Source organism: Selenomonas sputigena (assembly GCF_026015965.1).
Lineage (GTDB): Bacteria > Bacillota > Negativicutes > Selenomonadales > Selenomonadaceae > Selenomonas.
On sequence record NZ_CP110383.1, the window covers coordinates 1,509,259 to 1,527,661 of the forward strand.

Below are 18,403 nucleotides of genomic sequence, written 5' to 3' on the forward strand. Positions count from 1 at the left end.
ACATACACGGAGGAATCTCTCATGACAACTACAGCCATACCCACAGCGGCAGAAGAACTGCTCGGTTTCATCCAGTGCTCGACCTCCCCTTTCCACGTCGTAGCGGAGAGCGCCAAGAGACTTCTTCATGCGGGCTTTCAAGAACTCAAGCCCGCGGACTCGTGGCGTCTTGCCGCCGGCGGACGCTACTTCCTGCGCGTCTACGGTTCGACGCTCCTCGCCTTCGTCGTCGGCAAGAAGCCGCTCAAGAGCCACGGCACGCCTCTCCTTATGGCGGCGGCGCACACGGACTTCCCGTGCTTTCGCCTGAAGCCCGAGGCAGGCATGACACGCGACGGCTGCGGCACGCTCAACGTCGAAACGTACGGCGGACTCATCCTGCGCACCTGGCTCGACCGACCGCTCTCGCTCGCGGGCAAAATTGTGCTGCGCGGCAAGGACGCCTTTCATCCCGAGGTGCGGCTCGTCGACTTTCAAAAGCCGCTCATGACGATCCCGAGCCTCGCCATCCACATGGATCGTGACGTCAACAAAGACGGCGCGCTGAACGCGCAAAAAGACATGCTGCCGCTCGCCGCGCTCCTCGGTAAGGACGCAGAAGAGGACTTCTTCCTCGCTTGGCTCGCCGAAGCCTGCGAAACAGAGCGGGACGCCATCCTCTCCTACGATCTCGGCGCTTACCCTTGCGAGACGGGCTGCACCTTCGGACTTCGCGACGAATTCATCTCCTCGCCGAGGCTCGACAACCTCACCTCCGTGCTCGCCTGCCTCAAGGGCATCGAAGAAGCGCATCCCACACAGGGCATTCGCCTCATCGCGCTCTTCGACAACGAGGAGGTCGGCAGCCGAACGAAGCAGGGTGCCGGTTCCGCCGTGCTCGGCGATGTGCTGCGCCGCATCTATCAAGACCTTTCGGGCGAAAGCGACGCCGTCTGCCGTGCGCTCGCCGACGGCTTTTTGCTCTCCGTCGACGTGGCGCACGCCGTCCATCCTTCGCACGCGGCGAAGAGCGATCCCGTCGTGCGTCCCGCGCTCGCAGCAGGCGTCGTCCTCAAGCAGGCGGCGTCGCAGAGCTATGCGGGAGACGCCGAAGCCTCCGCCGTCGTGCGCGCGCTTGCCGAAGAGCATGAGATTCCCTGGCAGAGGTTCGTGAACCGCGCCGACAGCCGCGGCGGCTCGACGCTCGGCGCCATCGCTTCCTCCTTCGTCCCCGTTCGCACGATGGACATCGGAGCGCCCATGCTCGCCATGCACTCGGCGCGCGAGACGATGGGCGCTGCCGACCAAGAATCGCTTGAACGGCTTCTCAAAGCGTTTCTCGCTTGAAGAAGCAAATACCATCCTGCGCGAAACCGCAGACACGAAAAGACGCCCCCGAAAGCCATCCTCGGCTCTCGGGGGCGTCTTTCGTCGCGGTCTTGTACCATGTTCAAATGCCAAGCCCGCGTTCCAAATACTTGCGCTGCAGCAGGAAGATACATCGAACGAGCTGGTTCTGCTGCCTCTTGTCAAGATATGCCGCGAAGTGTGCGCCGATATGATAAACGGGCGTCGCAAGCGCCGTGCGGTCGAGCGAGCGCATGACGATGGCCGTCGTCTTCAGCTCGCCGACGGCGGGCAGATCCGGTATGGCGATCTCGATTTCCATGCCGTCTTCCAGCGGCTCTTTCCACACGAAAGAAACGCCGTTGCCGCTGATGTCGACGAGCGTCGTGTCCTTCGCCTTGTTCTTGCCGCCGTAGAGATTCGACAAGGTCACCTGCATGGGAAGCGGCACGGGCACGCGCACGAAATCGCGCTTCTGCTGGCGCTCGACCTCCGCCGGAAGTTCCATGTACCAGATATGATCAGGCAGGGGGCTGCTCGCGCAAAACACCGAAGAAAAGCGATAGGTGCATTTCTCACTCGGCATGGCACAGTGAAAACGTGCACCAGACTCAGGGCCGTGCGCATACTCGGCATCCGTCAGGCGCATCTCGACGATCAGACGGTCTGCCGTCATCTCCTTGAGAATTCCTATACGCGTCTTCTTTCCGCCCTCCTGCAAAAAATAAATCTTCTCCTCCAGCACGAGCACTTCTTCGGGCGCAAAGCATTCTGCCGCCATACTCTCCGTCGTCATATCTCCTCTTCTTCCTGTCATCACTTCCGCAAACTCACTTCATCGACAAGGCTTCCGTCGGGCAGGAAGCACGAAAAGCGCAGATGCTCCGCCGACGCCTCCAATGTCATATAATTGCCGCGCTCAGGCTGGGCAAGCACCTTCTTGTCGAAACGCGCATTCACAGGCACATCGTAATAGCAGTTGCCGCAGTTTCCCGTATCGATATAGAAAGGCCCTTCTTCGCTCGGCGCAAAATTCACGATAGACCCTAGCCGCCGATACGTATGCTGATGCGCCGTCAAAACGACATCGGGACGCAATTCATCGAAGAGCGGCATGAGAAGCCGCCCCGTCGCACTGATGTCACCCGTGACGGGATCGCTCAAATCGGGGTAGTCGTACTCGATGACGTCCTTGTGCATCAAGACGATCTTCCACTTCTTGCGGCTCGCCGCCATGTCGCGGCGCAGCCAAGCCATCTGCTCCTCCAGGAGTCCCGCACGCAATGCCTCGACTTCCTCCCACTGCGTGTTGAGCGCGACGAAGTGGCACGGCCCGTAATCGAAGGAATAGTACCAATGCGAGAAGCGCAGACTGCCGTTGCCGGGCACGGGAAAGTAGCCGAGCCAAGCCAAGGGCAGGCGACATTGCCAGTCGAGATCATACGCTTCATGATTGCCCATCAGCGGAGCGCACGGCAGACGGCTCATGATTCCCGCCGCCCCCTCGAACCACTGCCGCCACTGGTAGGCGGCCTCCCCGTTGTCGACGAGATCACCCATCATGATGAAGAAGTCCGCGTCCGGGTGCTGCACCGCCGCACTTTCCGCCGTCTTCTTCCATGTGCGATATCCGTCCGAGCACTGCGAATCGGGAAAGATCAGCGCCTTGAATGCGCCGTCCCCCGCCGTTCGCAGAGAAAACCAAGGCGACGATGTATCGCCCGTGCGCAGGCGGTACTCATACGAAGCGCCCGGCGAAAGCCCTGTCAGAAACGCCTCGTGAGAAAACAGCCGCTCGCCGCCGTCATCGAGAAGTTTCTCGTTCGCAGCGAAAGAAGAAAACCCTGCTGCACCCACAAGTCGCAGATCGACGACAGCCTGCACCTCACTCACCGTGGACTCCCAGGCAATCATGCGCGAGGTTCGACTGTCCTCGGTGACGATCTGCCGCACGAAGAACGCTTCCAGCCCCTCAGCGGCAAAAGCCCTGCGCCAGCGCGCGGGGAACAGACTGCCGATTCCCAGCGAGAACAGCGTCCGCAGCGATATTTTCAAAAACCCGCGGCGCGACAGCGCCGGTAAAGAGGCGGACAGCATGGCGAAACCTCCTTCGCACCATCCGATGCAGGCCTTCTGCATCCGTTGCCCTCAAAAACGCTTGCTCTCTGCCGCGTCAAGCAGCGCCTCATACGCCTCGGCTGCCCGTGCCGCAAAAATTTTGCGCACGGCGGCGTTCTCTCCGATGCCCTTGAGAATCGTCTGCACGCAAAAGCCTTCGCGCTCCAAAAGCGATTTGTGCGAATCCGGCTCGTCGCCCGCCATATCGTTCGTCGCATGATCGCCTGCCACGAGCATCAACGGGGCGAGCGTGACCTTCCTTATGCCCGCCTCCTTGAGCTTCGGCACGACATCATCTAGATGAGGCCGCCCTTCGACGGTGTAGATGCAGACGCGCTCTTCACCGAGATTTTCCAAGCGCTCCTGCATGACAGCGTAGTAGGCATTTGCCGGATGCGGCGTACCGTGCGCCATGAGGAGCACGGCTTCGTCTTCTGCACGCGCCGGCAACTCCCTCACAACGGCCGCCATGACCTCTGCGACATCATCGCGCTTCTCCTCCTGCCCTTGCCAATAGACGAGCGGTGTGCCGAGCGTCATACGACGAAACCACGGCTTACACTCGTCGAAGACTTCCCGCTTATAGGCATACTCGATGCCTGGGATGATGTCGAGCGAGACGAGAGCGACGCGTGTACAGCCCTCTTCCTTGAGCTTCTGCAGCGCCTCTTCGGGCGTTGGATAGCGGACGCCCTCGTTCTTTTCCACACGCTCGATGACGATGTGCGACGTGAAGGCGAGCATGACCTTGACGGCGGGATGCATGCGCCGCACCTCCTCCGCCACGGCGTCAATCGTCTTCTCGCGCGTCTCCTTGAACGTCGTGCCGAAACTCATGACGAGGATGGCATCACGTTCCTCACCAGCAGCGAGCGCGGCATTGTCCGCCACAAGCACGCCGAGGCTTGCGGCTCGCCGCAAAGCGGCGCCCGCCGTCTTGACCTCCTCGTGGAGCTTGTAACCTGTATGTGCCATAGATTTGCCTCCTTTCTTCCATCATAATTCTCTCAAGAATTCCCTGTCGAATCGCCGTTCTCCGACAAATCCTTGACAAAGCTCACGGTGTCCTTTATAATTTCTTTATTGCGCGATGCGATACATCGGCATTTTCGGGGCATGGCTCAGTTTGGTAGAGCACCTGGCTTGGGACCAGGGGGTCGCAGGTTCAAATCCTGCTGCTCCGACCATCGCGTCAGTAGCTCAGTCGGATAGAGCAACGGCCTTCTAAGCCGTGGGTCGGGGGTTCGAATCCCTCCTGTCGCACCATGAACATTGCAGGGCTTGGCATTTTGCCAAGCCCTTTTGTTTACTATGAAAGTCCAAGAAGTCAAGCCCGAAGGGCGCAGACTGATTGGGTAACTTTCATTAAGGGCGGCACACAATGTCCACAAGGTGGACGTTTGTGCGTGTAGTTTACTCTTCGTGCGCACGCTTTTCCATGTGACGAACGAGTTCGATGGCGCCGAGTCCAAGTCCCAGTCGCTGAGAAATTTCCTCCGCGCTCATTCCTTGGCGCAGGAAGGCACGGATCTGTTCTTGCTGACGGCTCGGAGGCACATCAGGCGACGGGCTTTTCACATCGTCTGCCTCGTCCGCTTCCTGCACAGCGGTCAAATCCTCGTCCGAAAACTCCGGCGGCTCTTCCTCGTCCGCCGGTTCGTCCTCTTCGTATTCGTCCGCCTCTTCTTCCATCACTGCCTCTTCGTCTTCTTCCTCCGACTCGTCTTCCTCGTACTCCTCGTACTCATACGCCTCATCATCCTGCGTCTCATCGGGCATTTGGGCCGTCGACAACGCAAGAGATGCGGCATCTTCTTGGACGGGAATCTCCCGACGCATATTCTCCTGCACCGCCTGAGTGCCATGCGCGATGTTCGCCGCCGCGTCCGTCTCCATTTCCTCAGGCGGCAGCTGCAAATCCACCGCACCGCCAATCGGGCTTCCGGCCATCTGCTTCATCAGGGCTGCCTGAAAGCTCGACGCCGTCTCTCCTGCACCGACGGTGGAAGCCGCAGCGGGCGCAATGGCTGCAGCGGACGGTGCGGCAACTTCGACGGCAGAAGGGGCGGAAACAGCGGGCGCCGCAGTGACGGGAGAAGCAGTCGGAGGCGCCTGTGTCGCCGTGCGGGGCGCAGAAGACGCGAACTCCATCTGCTGCGGCAAAGCACCGAGCCGTGCGCCGTAGACCTTCTCCCACTGCGCGAGGGCAGCGAGGCGCTCATCCAAAGCCGCCTTCTGCGCGTTCGCCTCCGCCAAAATACGCTCCAATCGTTCGACATGGATCTGCATCCTACCGATGACGGCGTCACCCGATCGCTCGATCTCATAGCGCAGACGGCTCGCAGAAACTTCGACCGACTCCTTCTCCTTGGCCTTTCCCTTGCTTAAAAGGCGTCGCATGATGAGGACGAGCACCGCCCCCAAGACAATCAATGCGCCCAGAATTTCCGTGATCACTTCTCGCAGCTCCCCTTATCTCCAAGAATCGCTGACTTCAGCTTTCCCCTCAAAATGGGGCTGTCATATGAGTCGACTACGACTTATGACAGCCCCGTTTCATTACCTACGTAGATATATCGATATTGCGTCCGCGGAACACATCGACGGCGAACCTCTCTGTTGGCGCTTCCTCCTCCTGCTCGGCATGCCTGTCGCCGCCAGAGCCTCGCCGGCCGCGCCCCTGCTTTTTGCGTCGATCGGGATCGTCCTTGATGCGTTCTTCTTCTGCCTGATCCTTCTTCCTGACCTGCGTCTGTTTCAACGCCGTTTCCTGCTTGTCACGCACGGCCTGAAAATCCTGCTGCACAGCCGACTGCTGATTCATGTTATGCTGTACCTGCGTCGCTTCGGAAGTGCGCGGCACGATTGCTTGCAAACTCATCGGGGTTACATCCATGCATCCCACCATCCTTTCCAAGCGCAGTCAAGGGGACACGATCTGCAAGAACGTCGCTCGTATCAATAAGCGCCCGTGCGGATCTGATCGCCTTCCACGCTCAACGTGCAGCGTTTCTCCTCCGAATGAACATTCTTGATGACGTTGTTGATCTTGAGCTTCACGCCTGGATATATCGTATCGGCAGCACGAATACGGCCGCGCTTCATGCTCTGAATTTTCTCCTCAAGTCCGTCCATCTCTTCCAGAAGACGCTCCAACTGGCCCTCTACTTGGAAGCGCACCTTCCCCAACTGTACGACCATTTCCTGCCTCTCGGGCGGCAGTTTGCTGATATCAACCTTGCCGAGCGTCGCGAGCGTCTTCTTGATCTCATCGAGCTTTTTCTTCGTATCGCCGTACTCCTGGCACACTGCCTTGTACTGACGCTGCACCATCGGATTGACGCCGACTTCAAGTTTCGTCGCGACATTCGCGGGATTGCCGATCTGCGTCGCCTCGATTTCTTCCCCGGCGAACGTCGATCCTCCCATGATCTGCCCGCGCCTGCCGAGCACTGTGACCTTTTTGCCTGCGCGCACCTGTGAATTCAGTACAACGTCAGCAATCGTGACATTATGTCCCGCTTCGATCTCTGCATTTTCTGCAAAAAATGCCATGAGCGTCCCCTTCGCCTTGACGAAGCCGCGATTCATGCCCTGGATACCGCCCTTGACGAGAATATTATTTCCCTCGACCTCGGCGCCCGAAACGATGCCGCCGACCTCGATGTCGCCCGTAGCCTTGACGACGAATCCCGCCTGCACGCTTCCCTGGACAGCGACCGCCCCCGTGAAGTCGATGTTGCCCGTGCCGACACCCACATCCTCCTTGATGACGAGGCGAGGGTCGACGCCGATGACTTTTCCCGTATCAACAATTTGACCGTCGATATCGGCATAGAGGAAATTCTCATCGCGAATCGAAGCGTTTTTCCCCGCCTTGAATACGAGCGGCCTCCCCTTCTTTTGGTTGACCTTGCCACCGAGCACGTTCATGCCCGGCTCTCCGTCCGTCTGCAGAACGCGTTCAGCGAGAAGCTCGCCCTGCTTCACGAGCACGAAGAGGTTCATATTCTTGTAGTCCGCACGATCATATTCGTCGGTCTTGGGGCGTCCCTTGACCCCGAGGTCGTAGTTCTTCTTCAGATAGGCATCCTCGCCATGCTGAGGCTCCTTGCCAAGCGCCGCTTCGAAATCCTGGCCATCCTTCGCGCCCTGCTCGATCGCCGCCTCGTCGAGGCCGAATACGACACCCTTGTCCTGGAGCGCCTTCTTGATCATCTCGGCCGTCGGATATGCGTTGGAATCCGTGTGGTCAAACCCGACCGTAGCCACCATCTTGTCCGAACTGACATGGATATTGATCTTGCTGTAGACTGGACGCTCTCCGTCAACCCTTTCCTGTTCGCTCATGCCCTTTTTTGCCTCCTTCTTGCCTCACTCCATGAGGCTTTTTTTCCATCTCGCCAAAAAGCCCCGAAGCCGAAAGACAGCCTTCGTATGGAGCTGAGAAATCCGCGCCTCCGAAAGATGCAGGATGAGGCTGATTTCCTTTAAGGTAAGTTCCTCATAATAATAGAGAGAAACGACCGTGCGCTCCTTCTCCGGAAGCTGGTCGATTGCTTCCGCTAAGGTGTCACGCAATTCGTTTTTCTCGGCATTTTCTTCGGGATCGATCGTCTGTGAGGACGGGGATTCCGTGCGGACATACTCTTCAAGCGGAATGACCGTCGCGATATTCGTCTGCGAAACGAGATCGTGCAGCTCCTTCTTCGATATCTTGAGTTCCGCGGCAAGTTCGTCGTCCGTCGCCGAGCGCCCCAGGCGGCCTTCCAATGTCGTCACCGCCTGCTCATAGCGCCGAATCTTCTGCCTTTTCGATACGGGAATCCAATCCATCGTACGCAAATAGTCAAGCATGGCGCCGCGAATGCGCACGCCGCCATACGTTTCAAATTTGTTGCCGCGCTCGACGTCGTATCGCTCGATTGCGTCAAGCAAACCAAAAAAGCCGCTCGAAACGAGATCGTCCCGATCAACATGTGCGGGCAGGCCGACGACGACACGTCCCGCAATGATATTGACGAGCGGCAAGTACTTTTCGACAATCTTGTCACGAACTTCCGGTGCGCGCGTTTCCCGGTAAAGCGCCCAAAGATCTTGAATTTCTGCGGAGGGGGTCTCTGCCTTTTTCATCAATCAGCCGCCTCCTCGTCTAGTCATTCTCCGCGGGGAACCGCAGCGGCGGGCTCTTCCATGACCTCAAAATCCGCATCCTGCTCTTGACCGTCCGCTTGCGCGTCTGCTGCTTCCCCATCTTCTCCGGCATTTTCCGAGCCTTCCGACTCCTCTTTATCATTCGCCGTCTGCGTCGCTTTTCCCTCTTTCCTCGTTGGAATTTCCTCCGACTGCGCTTGCGCAAAAAGGGCAGGGAACTGCTTTTCCAAAAAAAAGGCAACGAGAAAGATGAGCGCGGTGACGACGAGAAACACCGCAAGGCTTCTCCCCGCTGCAGTAGAAAACCGTGCGCCTGCCGAAACGGCGGTCAGAACGGTGAGGAAGGCAGCGAGGACGCCCGTGACGAGTGCTGTTCCAATCTTAAACAAAGTCCATCCCCCGTTAAATAATCTTTTCCCCGCGATCGATCGTCTTGACCTTGTAATCTCCCGTTGCCAAATCGACTTGTACCGTGCGGCCGTACGTGCCGCCCGTATCCTCGGCAACGATGCGTATGCCTTCCTTGGCGAGCGCCTTCTTTGCAGCCTCCGCATTTCTCAGACCCACGCGCATGACGTCGGACGCATTGGCGAACGAGAACATCTGTGCGCCTCCCGCGATCTTCGCGACGAGACGGTTCTTCGCCGCACCGAGTTTCAAGACCTCGCCGAGCAACAAAGGCACGCCCGTATCAGCAAACTTCGCATGATTCTCGTGCGCTCTCGCCTGCGTGCTGTCCGGCAGCATGATGTGCACGAGGCCGCCGACCTTCGTCTGCGGATCGTAGAGGGATATGCCGATGCAGGAGCCAAGACCGTAGCTGATGATCTGCTGCGGAGCCTTACCGACCTTGTAATCCGCGATTCCTACGCGTAACATATCAGCCATGTCATCCAACCCCCACTGCAGAAAGAATCATTTCCATGGAGCCTGGATCCGGTACAAGGAAGAAGTGCCCGCGCAACTCATCATCTTCGGCAAGGAACTCCGTCTCGATGACCATGGCGTGATCGCCCATCTGGCCGAGCTGTACGAGCACGACGTTCAAGATGGCGCCTGCCATATCCATAGCGAGCGCCGGAATCGACGGAATGAGCGAGAGGTTCGTGAAGCTGTAGAGCGCATTGAGGTAAGCTCCTGCCAAGATGTTGCCGATTTCCATCAAGGCGGACTCTGCCATCATGTCGAGATGCGTCGTCTCTCCCGACTCCTTGCCCATGAGGGCGTCGACAAGGTAGAAAGCGCTGTCCTTCGGCATGAGGAACAGAATGTTGCTCGGCGCCTTGCCATAGACGCGCAGAAAAACACCGACGACGATCGTCTCCGGCCCGCCGACGAGGTCGGGAACCTCGTCGAGAGGGACGACCGAAACCTTCGGCACATTCATATCAATGCGGCGGTTGATGAGCTGCGACAAGGCCGTCGCAGAGTTCCCCGCACCGACATTTCCTATCTCCCGCAGCACATCAAGCTGTACCGGGGAGAGATCGATAATATCTTCCGTCATAACTGCACCTCTAGCATACTGGCATGATCCGATAGAAATATCCATCTCCCGTCCTGCCGGGCAGGAGAAGGAAGCAACTTCTTATTTCATATCTTCCGGCAGGTCAACGATCTCATCGAGATTCAGCATGATGATCAGTCGTGCATCAATGTTGCCGATGCTGCTGACAAAGCGGTTGCTCGTGCTGTCGCTGACGTCCTTCGCCGGATTGATGTCACGTCCGGAGATCGTCAGCACTTCCGTCACAGCGTCGACGATCATGCCAATGGAGAACTCGCCGATCTTCATGATGATGATGCGCGTCGCATCCGTGTAGGGAGCGTCCTCAAGACCGATGCGGCGCTTGAGGTCGATGACGGGAAGGACGCTGCCGCGCAGATTGATGACGCCCTTGATGTAGTCGGGGGCGAAGGGCACGCGCGTGATGTCCGTCAAAACCTTGATTTCCTGCACGTTCAGGATGTTGACGCCGTACTCTTCCTTCAAGAGCTTGAACGCGGCCACCTGAACGTCTTCCATGATTGTCTTCTTTTCCTTAGCCATGTCTAATCCTCCCCCTTACTGCTGCACGACCGTACCGACATCCAAAATCAAGGCGACACGGCCATCTCCGAGCACGGTGGCTCCGGAGAAGAGCTTGAGTCCGGAAAGGAGTTTTCCGAGCGTCTTGATGACGATTTCCTGCTGACCGATAAGGTTGTCTACGACGATACCCGCCTTACGCTCGCCGACATAGACGACGACAACGAAGATGTCGTCGTTGTCCTCGTCCGTCGTGCGCGGCACCTGGAGCGCCGTGCTGAGGTTGATGATCGGGATGATCTGCCCGCGCAGTACGATGACCGCTTGATTCTGCACCGTCTTGATGTCGTCCGGATGAATGTTGATCGTGCTGTCGATCGAGCCGAGAGGAATCGCATACATCTCCTCCTGCACCTTGACGAGGAGAGCCTGGATGATGGCGAGCGTCAGAGGCAATTTGATTTTGAATACCGAGCCTTCATCAATCTTCGTCTCAACATCGACGTGACCGCCCAACGACTCAATCTTGCTGCGCACGACGTCCATGCCCACGCCGCGGCCCGAAATGTCCGTGATGTGATCGGCCGTGGAGAATCCTGGCGCAAAGATGATGCGCACAGCATCCGTATCGGAAAGTGCGTCAGCTTCCTCCTGCGTGTAGAGACCCTTCTCCACAGCTTTTGCGCGAATCTTTTCGGCGTCGATGCCCGCACCGTCGTCCGTGACCATAATGACGACGTTATTTCCCTCGTGACGCGCGATGAGTCCGACCTCGCCCGTGCGCGGCTTGCCCTTTTTCTCACGGTCGTCAGGATGCTCGACACCATGATCGAGCGAATTTCTCAGAAGGTGCATCAATGGATCGCCGATCTCGTCGATGACCGTGCGATCGAGTTCAGTCTCCTCGCCCTCGACCGTGAGGTTGATGTCCTTGTTGAGCTCCTTGGCGATATCGCGCACCATGCGCGGGAAGCGGTTGAACACCTGGCTGACAGGAACCATGCGCACCTTCATGACGACGTTCTGCAAGTCCGTCGTCACGCGATCCATCTGCTCCAACGTCTCCGTCAGTTCCGGCATGCGGTTCGTCGTGCCGATCTGCTCAAGGCGCACCTTGTTGATGACGAGCTCGCCAACGAGGTTCATGAGGTTGTCGAGCTTCTCAATGTCAACGCGCACGGACTGGCTCGCATGATGCTTCTTCTCTGCGGGCGCGTGCTTTGCCGCGGGCTTTGCTGCCGGTTTCGCCGTAGGCTTTGCCGCGGGCTTCGCCGCAGGAGCTGGTGCTGCGGGGGCGGGAGCGGAAGCCTTCGGCGGCTCTGCTGCTGCCGGAGCAGGCGCAGGCGCTGCGAGATTGTCGGGGTCGACTTCCTCGATCTTCACCTCTTCCAATTCAGAAACGGGTGCAAGCGCATCGGAAACCGCCTGCGTATCGGATGTCGTTACGAGAACGAGATCGAAATCATGATCGAACTTTTCCGCCTCCAGATCTTCCGCCGGCGGAACCGACTTGATGACGTCGCCGATCTCGTCGAGGGCATTCATGACCATGTAGGTGCGCGCTGCCTTCAAAAGGCATGTATCGGCGAGACGGATGTGTATGTGAAAGACAGCCATGCCGCCCTGCTTCGCCGCGCGCATCGCATCCTTGTCATCCTCGGTATAATCGAGCGAGGATGCGGGCGCTGCCTCAGCCGCCGGCGCATCCGCTGCGGCCGGCGCCGCTTGCGCCTCCGGCTGCGGCTCGCCCTTGGAAATGGACGAGAGCTTCTTCACGAGATCGGAAACGTCGACGAGATCCTCGGGGTCGCCGTTGCCGACGTTCTCGATCATCTCCTGCAGGGAGTCAAGGCACTTGAAGATCGTCTCGATGATGTCCTCCGTCACCTTGAGCTGGTTGTTGCGGATGAGGTCGAGGACGTCTTCCATCTCGTGCGTAAGTTCGGCGATCTTGTTGAACCCCATCGTCGCCGACATGCCTTTCAGCGTATGCGCGTTACGAAAGATCTCGTTGACGACGGACACATCGTTCGGGTCATTCTCGAGGCTCAGCAGACCATCGTTCAAGGACTGCAGATGTTCGCGCGACTCGTCCAAAAACATGTCCATGTACTGATTTGTTTCCATTTCAAATCCCCCTGTTTGTTTTCTGCCGCCTCCGGGCGTCTTGCTCATTGCAGTATCTGCGCAAGAGGCACAGCAGCCTGTCAGTTTGCTCCGCAACCTTCGCCAAGAGCCCTGGTACCAGCCAGGCAGAACGCGAATCGCGAATCACTTGCATCATTCTTTAATATTCTTCGCCGTCACCGCTAAAAATCCTGCTTTTATTCCCGAGCGGGACTGTCAGGGTGCAAGGTGAGTTGGCGGCGCAGTTCACTGAAAACGAAGTGAACAATTTTATTCATTGTTCCCCGATCAAGCTCCAGAAAGTGCGCCCCTAGCTGCCAGCCGCGATCGCTCGGCTCAAGCGGTAGGGAACGTACGATGCGAGCCATGACGGACAGCGTGCCGATATTTGGGAAGTTCGTAAACACGATGGACGCACGGCTGTTGACCTTGACGTGACGCGGCACAATGAAGGAAACACCGCCGCCACTGACGTCCGTAGTGTAAAGCTTCATAAGCTCGCTCTCGCGCCCCTCCGTATCGATGATCCGCACCTGAATCGGCAGGCGCACCATTGCACGCACAAAGCTGCGGTTCTGATGGCGCTCGACGACTTCCGGCTTCGTGATCATCCAGACAGGAATCGGATCGCGCGCCTTCCCCTTGAATACGGAAAAAAATCGGTAGCGACATGCCTCGCCCACAGCGAGGCCATAGAGCTGCTCACCCGCCGCCGGTATGATGGGGCGGCGCCTTTCGTCCACGGGCATGGCGACGATCAATCGGTCTGCAGTGATATCTTCTATGCGGCTCGTATATCTTATATCGTCATCTTCCAGGTAAAACTCAACCCTCTGCCCAATTTTCAACACCGTTGCCGCATTCATCAAATCGCCTGCCATGGCAAGGCACCTCCCCATCATCGTGTAAAATCAAGGAAATATTGCAGAAATGATTTCCAACCTTTTTTGATAAAGACCTTTTCCCCATAGAGCATGGATCTCGCAATCGCCTTGATGCACTTTGCCGCAAGCGCGTCTGGATACGCCTCAAGAATCGGCTTCTGCTGACGCACCGCCTGGATCATCGTGCGATCCTCGTAAATCGCCCCGAGGGATTGGATTTCCATGTGCAGGAAACGCTCCGCCGTCTTCCTGAGCTTTTCCGCCACTTCGAGACCTTCTGCCTCGTCGTAGACACGATTGACGACGAGGCGCATGTTCGGCTTCGCCGCATACATGCTGTACGCCTTCATGACGGCATAAGCGTCGGTCATGGCCGTCGGCTCGGGCGTCGTCACAAGGATCACCTCATCCGCCGCCAAGATAAAATCGAGGACGTTTCTGCCGATGCCTGCACCTGTATCGATGAGGATGACATCGGCTAATTCCCCGCAGCCTGTGAGTTTTTCTTCGAGCAAATCCCGCTCGGCGGGCGTGAACTCGCCCGCCTGTTCCATGCCCGAGCCGCCCGAGATATAGCGAAGCCCATAAGGCCCCTTCAAGATCACGTCGTCGAGCACGACATCCTCATCCAACAGATGCAGAAGATTATATTTCGAAGAGGTTCCCAAAAGGACGTCGACATTCGCCATGCCGAGGTCAGCATCGATGACAAGCGTCTTCTTTCCCTCGGCAAGAAAGGCGAGCGCAAGGTTCACGGTCAGGTTCGACTTGCCAACACCGCCCTTGCCGCTCGTGACGGCAATGATACGTGCACCCTCCTTTGGCACAGGGCGCGCCGCACTCGGCTCTGGCCCCTCCCGGGCAGCGTCCGTGCCGGAATCCGCAGCGGCAGAGTCCTTTTTGTTTTCTACGAGCTTTCGAAGGCTCGCTGCCTGGTCCTGCATAATCTACCTCAAAAAAAGTTCCGCAAGCTTTCCGGCCTCTGCCGGTACAATGTCATCGGGAACGCTCTGTCCGTTCGTCAGATAGGAGAGCCGCATTTCCTTCCTGCGCAAGATGTTCAGAATGATGCCGAGGCTCTTCGTTTCATCCGTCTTCGTGAAGATTACCTTGTCTGGCTTGCAGACGGAGAACTTGTCGATGATGTCTTTCGCATCCTCATTCTTCGTCGTGGCACTGAGGACAAGATACTTCTCAATATTCTGGTTAACGGCAAGAAATTCCTTGAGTTCCGCCATCTGACGACGGTTGTGTTGACTGCGCCCCGCCGTGTCAATGAGAATCAACTGCTTCTGACGAAATTTCTGTATGGCTTCCTTGAGTTCATCAGGCGTATAGACGATGGCGATGGGAAGTCCGAGGATATCGGCATACGTCTTGAGCTGCTCGACCGCCGATATGCGATACGTATCCGCCGTGATGAACGCCGTGCTGATGCCCTTTTCCAAGACGCACTGCGCGGCGATCTTCGCGAGCGTCGTCGTCTTGCCGACGCCCGTCGGCCCCAAGAGAGCCGCGATCTTTCGCTTGCGGCTCTTGAGTTCAAGTCCATCCGCCATCTGCACGTTGTCGGCGAGATACTTCTTCAGCCCTTCTAAGGCAAGCGGCGTATCCTTGTCGGCCAGAATGGCTTCAGCGGGAAGCTGCAGTACGACGTCGTCGATGATGTCCGATTCGACCTCTTGCTGCTTCAACACCTGCTGCAGGGACATCTCGTCCTCGGGCGTCTTCTCCTTGCTGACGACCTGGACGAGCATCGCCTTCATTTGAGCCAGCTCATTTTGCAATTCCTCGATGGTTTCGCGCTGGCGCTCTTCCTCACTCTTGGAAGACGGCGACTCGTCTTCTCGCCGCTTTTCCTGTGAAGATGCGGCTGCCTCGTCCTCCTCACGCTTCCCCCTGCGCGAAGATGACGCCTCCCTTTCCACCTCTACTCCTGCAGTTTCTTTCGCCTCCGCTGCATGCACTTTTCTTCGCTTTGGCTGTGCAGGCTTCCTGCGCCGCGCCTTGCGTACGGGCGGTTCTTGAGGGGCTTCCCCGGCAGACGGCACGAGCGGTTGAAAGGGAGCTTCCGGCGTCTTTCCCGAAGGAAACGATGGTACGAACGACTCAGCCGAAGCATCACCATGCGCGACGGGCGATGCTGCACGCGCCTGCCTCGCAGCCTCAGCAACCGCAGCTTCCGTGCCTGCCGTTCGGTAGCTTTTGGCCGCGCTCTGCGAAAGCCGAGGCTGCTGCATCGGCTGCTGTGACTCGATCGGCGGAGGCTGCTGCATCGGCTGATGTGACTGCATAAGCGGCGGCACAGGAGCGACCGGCGAACCTGCAGGAACTGGGACAGGCGCCTGCTGGGCGGGAGCAACAGGCGCCGCTTGCGTCAGTGCAGCCGCATGACCTTGCGGCAGCGGCACCGCGCTCTTCGGCTTCGTTTCTCCGCCCGCTGCCTCAGCCTGCAGTTCGGCAAGCGTCGGCAAACGCTCAGACCGCTTCTTGGGGGGACGCCGCGTCACCTCGTCGAGAGCCGCCGTCACCTCGAAAATCTCTTTTGCACCATAGCCAAGGATGCCGCCCTTCTTTATTTTTTTTGTATGCAGAATCACCGCGTCGTCGCCAAGCTCATCTTTCACCTGAGCCATGGCATCCTTCATTGTGGCGGCCTGAAACACCTTGATGCGCAATTAAATTCTCACCGTCCCAAGAATCTGAAGTTCAACCGTCTGCTCAATTTCCGCATGCGAGAGTACGACGAGCCCCTGTACGGAACGTTCGACAAGCTGTCGGAAGTAGGTGCGCACGGCGGGGCTTGTTAGCACGATCGGTTCGTAGCCCATGTTCGTGAGCTTCGGCAATTCCGCATTGAGCGACGCCAAGAGGCGCTGCATCGCATCGGGATCGAGGCTGACGTAAGAGCCGTGCTCCGTGCGCTGCACTGCACCGGCGATTTTGTTCTCCAATCCCGGGTCGAGCGTGATGCAAGGCAGCACGTTGTTCTGCACATACTGCTGCGAGATCTGCCGCGCGAGTGCATGGCGCACATACTCGGTGAGGATGTCCGTGTCCTTTGTCGCGCGCCCGTAGTCGGAGAGTACTTCGAGAATCGTCTCCATGTCGCGTATGGAAACGCGTTCCGCCAGGAGGTTTGCGAGAACCTTCTGCACCTCGCCAACGACGAGAACCTCGGGCACAACCTCGTCGACAAGCGCCGGATTCGTCTTTTTCAAGTTGTCGAGGAGGTTCTGCGTCTCTTGACGTCCGAGGATCTCCGCAGCATGCATCTTGATGACTTCCGTCAGATGCGTCGCGAGCACAGATACGGCATCAACGACCGTATAGCCGTTGAGCTCTGCCTGCTCACGCTGATCTTCAGCAATCCACAGCGCGGGAAGACCGAAGGCCGGCTCCGTCGTCTCGATGCCCGGTACTTCTTCGAACACCGTACCCGAGTTCATCGCGAGGTAGTGATCGAGCATGAGTTCGCCGCGTGCTGTTTCGATTCCCTTGAGCTTGATGATATAGTTGTTCGGCTTGATCTGTATGTTGTCACGTATGCGAATCGTCGGCACGACGAGTCCGAGTTCCAACGCGCACTGCCGTCGGATCATGACGATACGTTCCAAAAGATCGCCGCCCTGCCCCGTGTCGACGAGCGGTATGAGACTGTAGCCGATCTCAAGCTCCATCGGATCAACCTGCAGCAGATTGACGATGTTCTCAGGCTTCGTGGCGTCCGCCTTAGCCTTCTCCGCCTTCTTCTGCTCGGGCACTTCCTCAACCACCTTTTCCGAGCCCTTGAGGCGGCGAGCCGCGATGAAGCATAGGACGGCAAGCGCCCCGAGTGGGATTCCCGGCATGCCCGGAACGATGGCGAGGAACAGCAGCACGCCGCTGACGATGTAGAAGATGCGGCTGCGGTTGAAGAGCTGCAGCGCCACGTCGAGTCCGAGGTTGCCCTTCGAGGATGCCGAGCGTGTGACGAGTATACCCGTTGCCGTCGAAATCATCAGCGCCGGAATCTGACTGACGAGACCTTCGCCGACCGTCAGCAGCGTGTAACTCTGCAGAGCCTGCAGCGCCGTCATGTTGCGCGTCAGCATGCCGATGACGAAACCGCCCGTGATGTTGATGATGATGATGATGATGGCCGCGATGGCATCGCCCTTGACGAACTTCGAGGCGCCGTCCATCGCGCCGTAGAAATCAGCCTCCTGCTGAATCTTCAAGCGCCTCTTGCTCGCCTCGGCGTCCGTGATGGCGCCCTGGTTCAGATCAGCGTCAATCGCCATCTGCTTGCCCGGCATCGCATCGAGAGTGAAGCGCGCCGACACCTCTGCGACGCGCTCCGCGCCCTTCGTGATGACGATGAACTGAATGATGATGAGGATTACGAAGATGATGAAGCCGACGAGTGCGTTACCGCCGACGACGAAGTTACCGAACGCCATGATGACATCGCCCGCATAGCCGTTCAACAAGATCAGCCTCGTAGCGGATATGTTGAGCGCCAGCCGAAAGAGCGTCGTCACAAGGAGCAGCGATGGAAAGACCGAAAAATCAAGAGCCTCCACATTGTAGATCGTCACCATGACGATGACAAGCGCCAGCGTGATATTCACGCAGATCAACAAATCAAGAAGAGCCGTCGGCAACGGGATGATCATCATGACGACGATCGTGACGATTGCCACAGCTATGAAGATGTCGCTGTATTTCGTTATGAAGCCATTGGAAAGCGTCGGATTTTCTGTCGCCATGCTGTTCTTGCTCC

General features: G+C 58.0%; 17 protein-coding genes and 2 tRNA genes. 3 read left to right on the forward strand and 16 right to left on the reverse strand.

Annotated elements, in window-relative coordinates:
- The first annotated feature begins 21 nt into the window (after positions 1 to 21).
- A complete protein-coding gene (locus tag OL236_RS07370; RefSeq protein ID WP_265070125.1) occupies positions 22 to 1,326 on the forward strand; it encodes a M18 family aminopeptidase in 1,305 nt (434 codons plus the stop codon).
- 103 nt (positions 1,327 to 1,429) lie between these two features.
- On the opposite strand, the gene OL236_RS07375 is transcribed toward OL236_RS07370, so the two are convergent.
- The 3 genes from OL236_RS07375 to OL236_RS07385 are packed head-to-tail and all read right to left on the reverse strand — an operon-like array spanning position 1,430 to position 4,419.
- The gene (locus OL236_RS07375) at positions 1,430 to 2,122 is read right to left on the reverse strand and encodes a flagellar brake protein (RefSeq protein WP_265070126.1); all 693 of its coding nucleotides are present in this window, start codon (positions 2,120 to 2,122) and stop codon (positions 1,430 to 1,432) included.
- A gap of 20 nt (positions 2,123 to 2,142) precedes the next feature.
- The gene (locus tag OL236_RS07380) at positions 2,143 to 3,423 is read right to left on the reverse strand and encodes a purple acid phosphatase family protein (RefSeq protein WP_265070127.1); all 1,281 of its coding nucleotides are present in this window, start codon (positions 3,421 to 3,423) and stop codon (positions 2,143 to 2,145) included.
- 51 nt (positions 3,424 to 3,474) lie between these two features.
- A complete protein-coding gene (locus OL236_RS07385) occupies positions 3,475 to 4,419 on the reverse strand; it encodes a sirohydrochlorin cobaltochelatase (RefSeq protein ID WP_265070128.1) in 945 nt (314 codons plus the stop codon).
- 135 nt (positions 4,420 to 4,554) lie between these two features.
- Here OL236_RS07385 and OL236_RS07390 point away from each other — a divergent pair.
- Both OL236_RS07390 and OL236_RS07395 read left to right on the forward strand, forming a co-directional pair.
- Positions 4,555 to 4,631: transfer RNA gene (locus OL236_RS07390), tRNA-Pro, on the forward strand.
- 2 nt (positions 4,632 to 4,633) lie between these two features.
- Positions 4,634 to 4,710, forward strand: a tRNA-Arg gene (locus tag OL236_RS07395).
- A 147-nt stretch (positions 4,711 to 4,857) separates the two neighbouring features.
- On the opposite strand, the gene OL236_RS07400 is transcribed toward OL236_RS07395, so the two are convergent.
- The 13 genes from OL236_RS07400 to flhA all read right to left on the reverse strand — a co-directional run bounded on the left by OL236_RS07400 (position 4,858) and on the right by flhA (position 18,389).
- Positions 4,858 to 5,901 carry a DUF6115 domain-containing protein gene (locus tag OL236_RS07400; RefSeq protein WP_265070129.1) on the reverse strand — a complete coding sequence of 348 codons (1,044 nt, stop codon included), beginning with the start codon at positions 5,899 to 5,901 and terminating at the stop codon, positions 4,858 to 4,860.
- Between the two features lie 106 nt (positions 5,902 to 6,007).
- Complete coding sequence (locus tag OL236_RS07405) at positions 6,008 to 6,325, reverse strand: hypothetical protein (RefSeq protein ID WP_009644907.1); 318 nt, start codon at positions 6,323 to 6,325, stop codon at positions 6,008 to 6,010.
- 77 nt (positions 6,326 to 6,402) lie between these two features.
- Entirely contained in the window at positions 6,403 to 7,794 is a 1,392-nt protein-coding gene (locus OL236_RS07410) for a DUF342 domain-containing protein (protein ID WP_265070130.1), read from the reverse strand.
- Between the two features lie 24 nt (positions 7,795 to 7,818).
- Entirely contained in the window at positions 7,819 to 8,577 is a 759-nt protein-coding gene (locus OL236_RS07415; RefSeq protein ID WP_009644937.1) for a FliA/WhiG family RNA polymerase sigma factor, read from the reverse strand.
- A gap of 23 nt (positions 8,578 to 8,600) precedes the next feature.
- Entirely contained in the window at positions 8,601 to 8,987 is a 387-nt protein-coding gene (locus tag OL236_RS07420) for a hypothetical protein (protein ID WP_009644942.1), read from the reverse strand.
- Positions 8,988 to 9,000: 13 nt separating this feature from the next.
- Positions 9,001 to 9,486, reverse strand: a complete 486-nt coding sequence (locus OL236_RS07425) for a chemotaxis protein CheD (protein ID WP_009644990.1) — start codon at positions 9,484 to 9,486, stop codon at positions 9,001 to 9,003.
- Position 9,487: 1 nt separating this feature from the next.
- Entirely contained in the window at positions 9,488 to 10,105 is a 618-nt protein-coding gene (locus OL236_RS07430) for a chemotaxis protein CheC (RefSeq protein ID WP_006191336.1), read from the reverse strand.
- An 81-nt stretch (positions 10,106 to 10,186) separates the two neighbouring features.
- Positions 10,187 to 10,648: a chemotaxis protein CheW gene (locus tag OL236_RS07435; protein ID WP_009644993.1), complete on the reverse strand. Its 462-nt coding sequence runs from the start codon at positions 10,646 to 10,648 to the stop codon at positions 10,187 to 10,189.
- Between the two features lie 15 nt (positions 10,649 to 10,663).
- On the reverse strand, positions 10,664 to 12,754 hold the full coding sequence (locus OL236_RS07440) for a chemotaxis protein CheA (protein WP_265070131.1): 2,091 nt from the start codon (positions 12,752 to 12,754) through the stop codon (positions 10,664 to 10,666).
- Positions 12,755 to 12,951: 197 nt separating this feature from the next.
- Positions 12,952 to 13,635 carry a flagellar brake protein gene (locus tag OL236_RS07445; RefSeq protein WP_009644924.1) on the reverse strand — a complete coding sequence of 228 codons (684 nt, stop codon included), beginning with the start codon at positions 13,633 to 13,635 and terminating at the stop codon, positions 12,952 to 12,954.
- A 17-nt stretch (positions 13,636 to 13,652) separates the two neighbouring features.
- Positions 13,653 to 14,582, reverse strand: coding sequence for a MinD/ParA family protein (locus OL236_RS07450; protein ID WP_265070132.1), 930 nt, complete (start codon positions 14,580 to 14,582; stop codon positions 13,653 to 13,655).
- Positions 14,583 to 14,585: 3 nt separating this feature from the next.
- Positions 14,586 to 16,274, reverse strand: coding sequence for a flagellar biosynthesis protein FlhF (gene flhF, locus OL236_RS07455; protein ID WP_413777371.1), 1,689 nt, complete (start codon positions 16,272 to 16,274; stop codon positions 14,586 to 14,588).
- A 42-nt stretch (positions 16,275 to 16,316) separates the two neighbouring features.
- Positions 16,317 to 18,389, reverse strand: coding sequence for a flagellar biosynthesis protein FlhA (flhA, locus tag OL236_RS07460; protein WP_009644973.1), 2,073 nt, complete (start codon positions 18,387 to 18,389; stop codon positions 16,317 to 16,319).
- Positions 18,390 to 18,403: the final 14 nt, after the last annotated feature.

Excerpts from the sequence above, each read along its gene's own strand:
- OL236_RS07415 (WP_009644937.1), bottom strand. The coding sequence starts at position 8,577 with ATGAAAAAGGCAGAGACCCCCTCCGCAGAAATTCAAGATCTTTGGGCG.
- OL236_RS07425 (WP_009644990.1), bottom strand. The coding sequence starts at position 9,486 with ATGGCTGATATGTTACGCGTAGGAATCGCGGATTACAAGGTCGGTAAG.
- OL236_RS07380 (WP_265070127.1), bottom strand. The coding sequence starts at position 3,423 with ATGCTGTCCGCCTCTTTACCGGCGCTGTCGCGCCGCGGGTTTTTGAAA.
- OL236_RS07440 (WP_265070131.1), bottom strand. The coding sequence starts at position 12,754 with ATGGAAACAAATCAGTACATGGACATGTTTTTGGACGAGTCGCGCGAA.
- OL236_RS07435 (WP_009644993.1), bottom strand. The coding sequence starts at position 10,648 with ATGGCTAAGGAAAAGAAGACAATCATGGAAGACGTTCAGGTGGCCGCG.
- OL236_RS07450 (WP_265070132.1), bottom strand. The coding sequence starts at position 14,582 with ATGCAGGACCAGGCAGCGAGCCTTCGAAAGCTCGTAGAAAACAAAAAG.
- OL236_RS07430 (WP_006191336.1), bottom strand. The coding sequence starts at position 10,105 with ATGACGGAAGATATTATCGATCTCTCCCCGGTACAGCTTGATGTGCTG.
- flhF (WP_413777371.1), bottom strand. The coding sequence starts at position 16,274 with ATGGCTCAGGTGAAAGATGAGCTTGGCGACGACGCGGTGATTCTGCAT.
- OL236_RS07405 (WP_009644907.1), bottom strand. The coding sequence starts at position 6,325 with ATGAGTTTGCAAGCAATCGTGCCGCGCACTTCCGAAGCGACGCAGGTA.
- flhA (WP_009644973.1), bottom strand. The coding sequence starts at position 18,389 with ATGGCGACAGAAAATCCGACGCTTTCCAATGGCTTCATAACGAAATAC.
- OL236_RS07385 (WP_265070128.1), bottom strand. The coding sequence starts at position 4,419 with ATGGCACATACAGGTTACAAGCTCCACGAGGAGGTCAAGACGGCGGGC.
- OL236_RS07370 (WP_265070125.1), top strand. The coding sequence starts at position 22 with ATGACAACTACAGCCATACCCACAGCGGCAGAAGAACTGCTCGGTTTC.
- OL236_RS07375 (WP_265070126.1), bottom strand. The coding sequence starts at position 2,122 with ATGACGACGGAGAGTATGGCGGCAGAATGCTTTGCGCCCGAAGAAGTG.
- OL236_RS07410 (WP_265070130.1), bottom strand. The coding sequence starts at position 7,794 with ATGAGCGAACAGGAAAGGGTTGACGGAGAGCGTCCAGTCTACAGCAAG.
- OL236_RS07445 (WP_009644924.1), bottom strand. The coding sequence starts at position 13,635 with ATGGCAGGCGATTTGATGAATGCGGCAACGGTGTTGAAAATTGGGCAG.